Origin of the sequence: Pseudofrankia saprophytica (genome assembly GCF_000235425.2) — a bacterium.
Lineage (GTDB): Bacteria > Actinomycetota > Actinomycetes > Frankiales > Frankiaceae > Pseudofrankia > Pseudofrankia saprophytica.
On sequence record NZ_KI912266.1, the window covers coordinates 7113309 to 7122619 of the forward strand.

General features: G+C 74.5%; 8 protein-coding genes. 3 read left to right on the forward strand and 5 right to left on the reverse strand.

Going from position 1 to position 9311, the window contains the following annotated elements:
• Positions 1 to 72: 72 nt before the first annotated feature.
• The 3 genes from FRCN3DRAFT_RS0229945 to FRCN3DRAFT_RS49995 form a co-directional block, all read right to left on the reverse strand.
• Complete coding sequence (locus FRCN3DRAFT_RS0229945) at positions 73 to 1404, reverse strand: SAF domain-containing protein (RefSeq protein ID WP_007515913.1); 1332 nt, start codon at positions 1402 to 1404, stop codon at positions 73 to 75.
• Between the two features lie 150 nt (positions 1405 to 1554).
• Entirely contained in the window at positions 1555 to 2862 is a 1308-nt protein-coding gene (locus FRCN3DRAFT_RS0229950; protein ID WP_007515914.1) for an apiosidase-like domain-containing protein, read from the reverse strand.
• A gap of 149 nt (positions 2863 to 3011) precedes the next feature.
• Entirely contained in the window at positions 3012 to 3644 is a 633-nt protein-coding gene (locus FRCN3DRAFT_RS49995; RefSeq protein ID WP_007515915.1) for a TetR/AcrR family transcriptional regulator, read from the reverse strand.
• Positions 3645 to 3830: 186 nt separating this feature from the next.
• On the opposite strand from FRCN3DRAFT_RS49995, the gene FRCN3DRAFT_RS0229960 reads away from it, so the two are divergent.
• Positions 3831 to 4922 (forward strand): ATP-binding cassette domain-containing protein, encoded by a 1092-nt coding sequence (locus FRCN3DRAFT_RS0229960; RefSeq protein WP_007515916.1) that lies wholly within the window; start codon positions 3831 to 3833, stop codon positions 4920 to 4922.
• Positions 4922 to 5773, forward strand: a complete 852-nt coding sequence (locus FRCN3DRAFT_RS0229965) for an ABC transporter permease (protein WP_007515917.1) — start codon at positions 4922 to 4924, stop codon at positions 5771 to 5773. Before FRCN3DRAFT_RS0229960 ends, FRCN3DRAFT_RS0229965 begins: the two co-directional genes overlap by 1 nt.
• Positions 5774 to 5856: 83 nt before the next feature.
• Here FRCN3DRAFT_RS0229965 and FRCN3DRAFT_RS0229970 read toward each other — a convergent pair whose 3' ends face one another.
• Together FRCN3DRAFT_RS0229970 and FRCN3DRAFT_RS0229975 are read right to left on the reverse strand one after the other, a co-directional pair.
• On the reverse strand, positions 5857 to 6612 hold the full coding sequence (locus FRCN3DRAFT_RS0229970; protein WP_007515918.1) for an enoyl-CoA hydratase-related protein: 756 nt from the start codon (positions 6610 to 6612) through the stop codon (positions 5857 to 5859).
• A 155-nt stretch (positions 6613 to 6767) separates the two neighbouring features.
• On the reverse strand, positions 6768 to 7838 hold the full coding sequence (locus tag FRCN3DRAFT_RS0229975; RefSeq protein WP_425343326.1) for an enoyl-CoA hydratase/isomerase family protein: 1071 nt from the start codon (positions 7836 to 7838) through the stop codon (positions 6768 to 6770).
• Positions 7839 to 7900: 62 nt separating this feature from the next.
• On the opposite strand from FRCN3DRAFT_RS0229975, the gene FRCN3DRAFT_RS47025 reads away from it, so the two are divergent.
• The coding region (locus tag FRCN3DRAFT_RS47025) for a CoA transferase (RefSeq protein ID WP_232794198.1) at positions 7901 to 9311 on the forward strand (1411 nt) is incomplete at its 3' end.

The window sequence follows — 9311 nt, forward strand, 5'->3', positions numbered from 1 at the left end:
TACGCCTGACATCGTGCACGCCCGAGTTCCAGCCGCCGATCCGGGGGTCCGCCCGCAGTGCCTACGTCCCAGTCAGTTGGCGGCGTGCCGGTGGGCTCGGCCGTTCGCCAGCGGCCCCGGCGCCGTCGGCTGGCTCGGCACGCGCGTCCCGGCCGTCCCGGCCGACCCGGCCCCGGTGGGCGGCGCCAGAACCGACTGGAGCGTCCAGTGCCAGGCCCGCAGCGCGAGGCTCTCGGGCACGTCCACATGCTCGAAGCGCACCGTCTCGCCGGCAGCGAGGGGACGCTCGACCGTCGCGCCGCCGAGCAGGCCGATGGGCACGTGGTCGGGCTCGTCCGCGATCAGCACCGCCTCGCCGCGCACCTGGAACCCGCCGATGGCCTGCCCGATCGACTCCCCGGCCGCCAGGTCGCGTTTGGCCACCGCGGCGACGCTGGCCCGCGGGTTCGGGCCGTTGTTGAAGGCCACGAGGTCACCGCGCAGCAGTCGGTCGATCGTCAGCGGGATCTCCAGGTTGCACAGGTGGAACGGGCGCTCCAGCAGCACGTACGGCGAGTCACCGAGCCGGACCTTGTAGTAGCGGAGGAACTCGCCGAGCTCCTCGGTGAAGGTGGCCACGACGAACACGCCCGGGTTGCCGCGCTCGGGCAGCACGTAGTCGCTGAGGGGGTCCCCGCCGCGAGCGGCGGCGGCCTCGGCGAGCTGCAGGGCGCCCGTCGGCACGGTGTCGGTGCGCGGGCCCAGCAGGCCGCGGCGCGCGATGGTCGCGCCCAGCCCGTTGGCGACCAGCGCCTGCTCGATCTGCAGCTTGGTCCCGTCGGTGAACGAGGTGACCTGGGTCAGCGAGATGCCCTGCCGCCGCGCCCAGTAGTCCATCTCGGCCGGCGTCGGGTTGTGGTTCAGGAAGCCCTTGATGTTCCCGTAGACCAGCGGGGTCACGCCCATCTGCCTGGCCTCGTGCGCGAGCAGCGCGAGGGTGCCCGGCTGGTCGCCCTGGGCCTCGACGATGGGGCCGAGGCTCGCCAGGTACGAGCCGGCGGTCACCTGCAGCTCGGCGTCCATGGTGACCACCGGCAGCCCGGCCGCCAGGACGGCGGCCGCGACCTCGGTCCCGTGGACCGCGTCCCCGGTCGTGATCACGACCACGTCGGAGTGGGCGACCAGGCGCTCCACCGAGTGGGTGGCGCGGTCGTCCCAGGGGCCGACAGCGTTGTCGAGCGGACGCCGGGTGAGCACGTGCGACAGCCGCAGCCGGGGCGAGCGGCGCAGCATGTGCGCGAGGCCGCGCGCGATGTACCCCGTCCCCACGACGCCGACGCGCACCTCCGCCGACGGGAGCGGCGACGGCACCGCGGGCGCCGGCCACGGGACGGACGAGGCGGACAACACCGTTCTCATAGTCATGTCAGCACTCGCAGTCATCAGGATGTCGCCGTGGGCATCGATGCCGTCGGGCTGGGGAGCGTTGGCCGCCTTACCCGGACACGTGAGCCGTTGGGCACTGGTGACGTTCCTTCCATGACGGTGACGTCGTCGAGGGGCGCTTCTCGGCCGTCACGTGAGCAGGACAATGGGGCCCCTACCGGGTGGCTGGGCGACGGGTTCCCCCTGGTCGGGGGCGAAGTACCAGCCGTCCCCGTCCCGGGCGGCCGGCCGTGCCCGGACGCGGGCGCGCGGCCCGTCGGGCACGAGCGACGCGTCGGGGTAGAACGTGACGGCGCCCGAGCCGTCGGCGCGAGCCCGGGTGATCGAGCGGAGCGTTCCGCCGGCGGCGTCGACGGTCGTCACGCCCCCGGGGTCCGGAAACCCGTGACGCAGCAGCACCCGGTGGCTCGCGCCGAGCAGCCCCGGCGTGGGCAGCGCGGCCGCCGTGTCCAGGCTCTGCTTCCCCCAGTGCGCCAGGAACGAGCCGTCGCCGGCGTTCCACATCCCGTGCGCGCCGTAGCAGTAGGCCGCCGCGCCGGCGAGCATCGACACCCAGTACGCGAACAGCTGGTCGGCGGGGCCGAAGTCGTCCCGGATCCCCTCGTACCAGGGCTCCAGGTTGATGAACGGCCGGCCGGGGAAACGCCGGGCGACCCGCGCCGGCCATTCCCACAACAGCGGCCGGCTGGCCTGGTCGTGGCCGGTCTGCACGGTGACGGCGGCGAGCAGGTCGGCCCGGTCCAGCGCGTCCGCGCTGGTCTCGCCGGGGACGACGTGCGCGAGCACCGGCCGGTCGGTCGAGGCCGCGAGCGCGCCGAGCACCTGGTCCCAGCCGGCGCGGCGTCCCCGCGCCGCGGCGGCGTGCCGGTGGCGGACGTAGCGGGCGCGCAGCGGCCGCAGCGCGCCCTTCAGCCGGCCCGGAAGACGGGCGCGCGCGGCGCTGCGGCGCAGGTCGTCGGTGGACCGGTCGGGCAGCAGCGCGCCCTCCGCGCCGATCCACAGGTTGGTCTCACCGGACAGGCAGTAGAGGACGTCCAGGTCGTCGAGCCGCTCCACCAGCCGCGCCCACCACGTGGTGGCGCCGGAGACGCCGAGCCAGGCCAGCTGGTGGCCCCAGCAGCCGTAGACGACGGCCTTCAGCCCGACGGCGTTGAGGTACTCGATGCGACGCCTGGCATGGTCGAGGTAGCGCGCGTTCGGGCGGCCGTCGGCGAACCAGGCCGGCCCATGTCCACTCCAGGCACTGGCATTGCCCGGCCCCACCTCGGGCGGGATGCCGACGACGAGTTGGACCGCGCTGAACCCCTGCGCGGCCCGTAGCCGGGCAAGCTCGCCGAACCTGTCGTCGGACAGCCGGCTGGTGAGGGCGAACCACCAGGTGTCGGCCAGGAAGCAGGGCACGCCCTCCGGGGCGGCCACCATTCCCGGCAACGACATGATTGCAGTCAACTCCCGTCACACAGGTCGCGAGACGGCGGGGTCGGGCATAACGGGCCCTCGCGACAATGAATGACGATCGTGGGCAGCCGAACTGTACCCGCGCGACCTGGGCCGATGCCCAGGCGCGCCTCTTGACCGTGTTCGTCCTACCGTGGTAGGAGCTGAGAGCTCTCGCGGTCGGCGTCCGGCGAGACGCCGCCGGGCTCGAGGATGTCGCGGACGACGGAGCGCAGCTCCACCCGCAGCTCCTCGGTCGGAGTACTCGCGAACAGGTCGCCGCTCATCACGAGCCCGATCATCACCGCGCCCAGCGCGAAGGACAGCCGCAAGCGTCGTGCCTGCGGTATCCCCGGGTCACTCAGCAGGCGCCGGGCACGTTCCTCGATGTCCTGGTTCGCACCGTCGTGCTCATGGTTCTGCAGGTTCTCCAGCGCCGCGTGATTGCGCAGGTGGAACATGAAGAGCTGGCGGTTCTCCAGCAGCAGGTCGACGAACTCGTCGATCATGCGGACCCAGTCGGCCGGGCGAACCCGGTCCATCTCGATCCGCTCCAGGCCCGCCTGGCCGATCTCGTGCAGCCGCAGGTGCAGCGCCAGCAGGATGTCGTCCTTGCTGGCGAAGTGGTAGTACAGGGCCGCCTTCGAGAAGTTCATCCGCTCGGCGATCTCACGCAGCGAGGTCTTCTCATAGCCATTCGCGGTGAACAGCTCAAGAGCGACGTCGAGGATCTGCTCTCGAGTGCTCTTCTCGCCCGCGGGGCGCGCCGGCGGCCTGGCCATCACTAGATCTTACCTGTCGGCAGGCTGACAGCGCCTCTCATAGGTCCTCCACCTCATCTTCCAGGCCTGGCCGGGCACGCGCGCAGGCGCACCAGTCGATCGTAACGCAGAACTTACTTGACGACCGGCAGGTTTTGCGTTGTCCTTACCGTGCGGCAAGTAACCACACTAGGGAAAGAGGACCGGATGGTCCAGACGATGATCGAGGCCGAGGGCCTCACCAAGCGCTACGGCGAGACCCAGGCGCTCGCCGGGATCGACCTGAGCGTCCCGGCGGGGACGATCCTCGGCGTGCTCGGCCCCAACGGGGCCGGCAAGAGCACCGCCGTCCGGATCCTCACCACGCTGGCGAGGCCGACCAGCGGCTGGGCCAAGGTCGCCGGCCACGACGTGGTCACCCAGGCCGGCGAGGTCCGCCGCCGGATCGGCGTGACCGCGCAGGACGCGACGCTCGACGAGGCGCTGACCGGCCGGCAGAACCTGCGGATGGTCGCCGAGCTCGCCGGCCTGCGCCGCGCCGAGGGCGCCACCCGGGCGGCCGAGCTGCTCGAGCGGTTCGAGCTGACCTACGCGGCCGACCGGCCGGTGCGCGGCTACTCGGGCGGCATGCGCCGGCGGCTCGACCTGGCCGCGAGCCTGGTCGCCAATCCGCCGGTGCTCTTCCTCGACGAGCCGACCACCGGCCTCGACCCGACCAGCCGGGCCAGGATGTGGGACGTCATCCGAGAGCTGGTCGGGCAGGGCACCACCCTGCTGCTGACCACCCAGTACCTCGACGAGGCCGACGCCCTGGCCGACCGGATCGTCGTCATCGACCACGGCCAGATCATCGCGAACGGCACCCCCAGCGAGCTGAAGGGCGCCGTCGGCGGGACCCGGCTCGAGGTGACCCTCACCGCCGCCCACGACGGCGCGGTCGGGGCGCTCGCGCCGCTGGTCGCGGGTCGGGTCGACGTCAGCGCCGACGGCCGGCGGCTGCGGGCCGCGGTCAACGCCGGCGCGGGCGTGGCGACAGCGGTGATCCGCGCGCTCGACGCCGTCGGCGCCGTCGTCGACGACGTCGCGGTGCACCCGCCGTCGCTCGACGACGTCTTCTTCGCGCTCACCCGCACCGGCGCCGCCGCCGCCAGCCAGACATCCGCCGACAGCGCCGACCCCACGGGCAGCGGTAGCGCGGCCGACGCCGGCGAGCCGGCGGCACCCATGCCGCGTACGCCGGCCATGGCCACGGGCCTGCCGGTCGCCACCTACCCCAACAAGATCAACGGAGCCTTGTGATGACCCAGCTCGCGCCGGCGCTCGACGCCGCCCCGAGTCTCCCAACACGGTCCGGGACGTTCTCCCGCCCCTTCCGGGACGTCGCCGTCCTCACCCGACGCAACCTCATCCACATCGCCCGCGAGCCGCTGCAGCTCTCGGACGTCCTGATCCAGCCGGTGCTGTTCACGCTGCTGTTCATCTACGTGCTGGGCTCCGGCATCTCGCTGCCCGGTGGCTCGTACAAGGAGTTCGCGGTAGCCGGGCTCGTCACGCTGAACCTCACCACCTCGGTGATGGGAACCGCCGTCGGGCTCACCACCGACCTGAACACCGGCACGATCGACCGCCTGCGCGCCCTGCCGATCTGGCGGGCGTCGGTGCTGGTGAGCCGCTCGGTGGCGGACATCCTCTCGGCGGTCCTGTGCACGACGATGGTGCTGCTGACCGGGCTCGTCATCGGCTGGCGCCCGCACACCTCGGTGCCCGAGTTCATCGCCGGCCTCGCGATCCCGCTGCTGTTCTCCTATGCGCTGATCTGGGCGACGGCCTGCCTCGGCATGGTCACCGAGGGGCCGGAGAGCGCGCAGGGCATCGGCCTGGTGATCCTCTTCCCACTCGCGATCGTGTCGAACGCGATGGTCCCGACCTCCGGGATGCCGTCGTTCGTCCGCGTCATCGCCGACTGGAACCCGGTCAGTTCCGTCGCCGCCGCGATGCGCCAGCTCTTCGGCAACCCCAACCCGTCGGCCGCGGCGCACGCCTGGCCGATGCAGCACCCGATCGCCGCGGCGATCCTGTGGTCGGTCGCGATCCTGGCGGTGACCGCCCCGCTCGCCGTCCACCTCTACCGCCGCCGCACCACCGACTGACGCCCGGGGCTGACCACCACCCGGGGCCGGCCTCCGGGCGCGCGACGACGCACCGCCGTCGCGCGCCAGGCCGGCCGGCCCAGTCAGGAGGTGGAGGCGCGCAGCGTCGCGTTCTTGCGGCGCATCGACCACATCTGCGGGGAGCGCTCGATCTCGACGCCGAGGTCCCAGGAGACGCCGGGGTTGCCGGTCGAGCGGCGGAAGGAGGCGACCGTGCGGCGGGCGAGCTCCGGGTCCGCCGCCGCGGCCGCGGCAAGGTCGAAGGCCGTCTGGTCGACGGCCGCGTCGTCGACGGCGGTCCAGGCCATGCCGAGCTCGACCGCGCGCGTCCCGGTGATCGTGGCGCCGAACAGGCCCAGCGCGGCGGCGGCCTCCCGGCCGGCCGTCCGCTCGAGCAGCGAGAAGTGCCCGCCGCCCGGGTGCAGGCCGATCCGCAGGAAACCGGACAGCAGCCGGGCGTCGCTGCCGACCACACGCAGGTCGGTGGCGAGCGCGAGGTTCATCCCCGCGCCGACCGCCGCCCCGCGGATCGCGGCGATCGTGGGCGAGCGCAGCTCGCCGACCCGCAGGAACGCCTGGTAGATCGCCTCGATGTTCGTGAAGTTCTCATCCTCGGCCGGGTCCGCGCCGGCGGCGGCGAGCACCGCGCGATCGGCGCCGGCGCAGAACGACGCGCCGCCGCCGATGACGACCGCGCCGACCTTGTGGTCGGCGTCCGCCTCGTCGAGGGCGGCGACCAGCTCGGCCGCCATCGGGAGGGTGAGGGCGTTGCGCCGGGCCGGCGCGTCCAGGGTCACGACGGCGACACCGTCGCTGACCTCGTAACGGATCTCGCTCATGGTCCGTCCTGTCGACGTCGGGAACGGTCTGGGCCCGGGCGGCGGGCGAGCGGTGCCGCCCACCAGTCCCCATCCGTCTGGGAACGCTACCGACGCCGAACGCGACGTGCCTAGCCCAGCGCCGTTGGCTGGGTGACGTGCCTGGCCCAGCGCCGCTAGCCGGGTGCGGCCACCTCGTCCACGAGGCCCCAGCGCAGGGCGGCCGGGGCTTCGAGGAAGACGCCGGTCAGGACCATCCAGGCCGTGCGGCGCCGCCCGATCCGCCGCGTGACGCTGACCGTGCCGCCGGCGCCCGGCACCAGGCCGAGGCGCAGCTCGGGGAGCTGTATCGCGACGTCCGGGGCGGCGACGACGCGGTCGGCGAAGGCTGGGATCTCGATGCCGGCGCCGACGCAGGCGCCGTGGAGGTACGCGACGGTCCGGTGCGGGCAGCGGACGATCTCGGCGCCGGCGCTGGCTCCCGTCCTGACCAGGTGTGCCCTGGCCAGGTCGGGAGCGGTGCCGAACTGGGTGAGGTCGCCGCCCGCGCCGAACGCCGGTCCGGCGGCCGTGAGCGCCACCTCGGTGAGGGTGTCGTCCGCCGAGGCGGCGCGCAGGGCCGCGATGAGCGCGTCGCGGCTCCCCGTGTCGAAGGCGTTGCGGGCCTCCGGCCGGTTGAACGTCAGCACCAGCCGGTCGCCGTCGCGGTGGGTGAGCAGCGGCTGGGCGCTGGGCCGGTGCGCGCGCGGCGGGCGGGCGGCGAGCCAGCGGGCGAAGTCCCCGCCGGCCAGCAGCGTCGAGTACGCCAGCGACTCGGCGACCAGCGCGTCCAACGGCTCGAGCCGCTCGGACATCCGCAGCAGCCCGACGAGCGCCACCGCGGCCTCCGGGTGCTCGCCGGCCGCCCGGGCCAGCGTGGCCACGGCGGCGTCCACGTCGTCGCCCGGCGCCAGCACCTCGGGCAGCAGCACGTCGAGCCCCGCGGCGGCGGGGACCAGCGAGCCTCCCGGGCCGCCGCTCCGGCCGTCACCCGGGCGGTCGGCCCCAGGTCCGACGCCGACGAGCACGAGCGGTGGGCGGCGGGCCGTCAACGCCGCCAGCTCGTCCGGGCGCGCGTCGGCCAGGTCGACGAAGAGGATCGGAGCGGGGAAGACGTCGGCGAGGTCGGCCGGCGACAGTGACCTGACGAGGTCGAGCGCCGAGCCGGCTGGCAGCGCCTGCGCATCCAACGCCGCGGTCACGGCCATACCGTATGCCCGAGGCGCCATGCCCGAGGCGCCGACGTGAGCACGCGCTCGACGCCCACCCGATGGGAGAGTGCCGGGCTCAGGGCGGCGGGCAGGCAGGTGGGCACGCGGACACGCGGACACGCGGGCGAGAACGGCGGGAGGGCGGCGAGGTGGCGGCGAGCGGCGAGCGGGCGGCGCTCCCGGACGTGCTGACGGACTGGGCCGCCGACCTGCGCGCGGGCCGGATCGGGCCCGCCGGCTGGGAGCACGGCGTCGAACCCGGCTGGGCGGCCAGCGGGGCGATGGCGCTGACCGGGCATCCCAGGGCGGCCCCGCTCGGGCTGACCGTGCCGTTCGTGGCCCGGCTCGACGCCGCCCTGGCCGTGATCCGGACGTTGGCCGCCGAGCTGGGGCATCCTTTCGCGGCTCCCGCCGGCGCTCCCCCGCCGGCTGGTGGGCCTCCGTCCGCGCGAGGCTCCGCGACTGCTGCGCCGACTTCGGCCATGCACCCGCCCGCGAGCGCCGGCCAGCTCCTCGGCGAGCGGGCCGCGGCCCTTGGGCTGACCCGCGGCGGTGCCTTCTCCGCCGGCCGCGCCGCCCGGCTGGTCCGCGCCGCCGACGGCTGGCTGGCCGTGAACCTCGCCCGTCCGGACGACGTCGACCTGCTGCCCGCCTGGCTGGAGCGCGACGACCTCGAACCGACCGACGCGGACCTCGCCGACGAGGTCCGCCCGGCTTCGGAGCGTGACCGAGACGGCACGCCGCCGACATGGGCACGGCCGTGGGACGCGCTCGCCACCGTCGTCGCCGACCGGCCGGTGCGGGTGCTCACGGAAAGGGCCGAGCTGCTGGGGCTGCCGGTCGCACTGGTCGTCGACCCGGCGAAGGCGGCGGCCGACGCCCAGGCACTCGCCAGGGGCCAGCGGTTCCCGTTCGCGCCCTTCCTCGTCGACGGCCGTCCGCCGGACGCCCCCGCGGGCGGCGCTGGCGCCGGCGGCGACCGCGGCGGCGGGTTCACCGTCATCGACCTGTCCTCGCTGTGGGCCGGGCCGCTGTGCGCGCACCTGCTCGGGCTCGCCGGTGGCCGGGTCGTCAAGGTCGAGGGCGCGGGCCGGCTCGACGGCGCCCGCGAGGGACCGGGCGCGTTCTACGACCTGCTGCACGCCGGGCACGCCAGCGTCACCGTCGACCTGCGCCGCGCCGACGGCCGGGCCGCGCTGGTGCGGCTGATCGAGGGCGCGGACGTCGTCCTGGAGGCATCCCGCCCACGTGCCCTCGACCAGCTTGGCATCGACCCGGCCGCCCTGATCGCCCGTAACCCGCGCCTGACCTGGGTGAGCATCACCGGCTACGGCAGGACCGGGCCGTGGCGGCAGCGGCCGGCCTTCGGCGATGACGCGGCGGCCGCGGCGGGCGCGGTCGCCGTCGACGCGGCCGGCGCTCCCGTGTTCCTCGCCGACGCGGTCGCGGACCCGGTCACCGGCGTCCTGG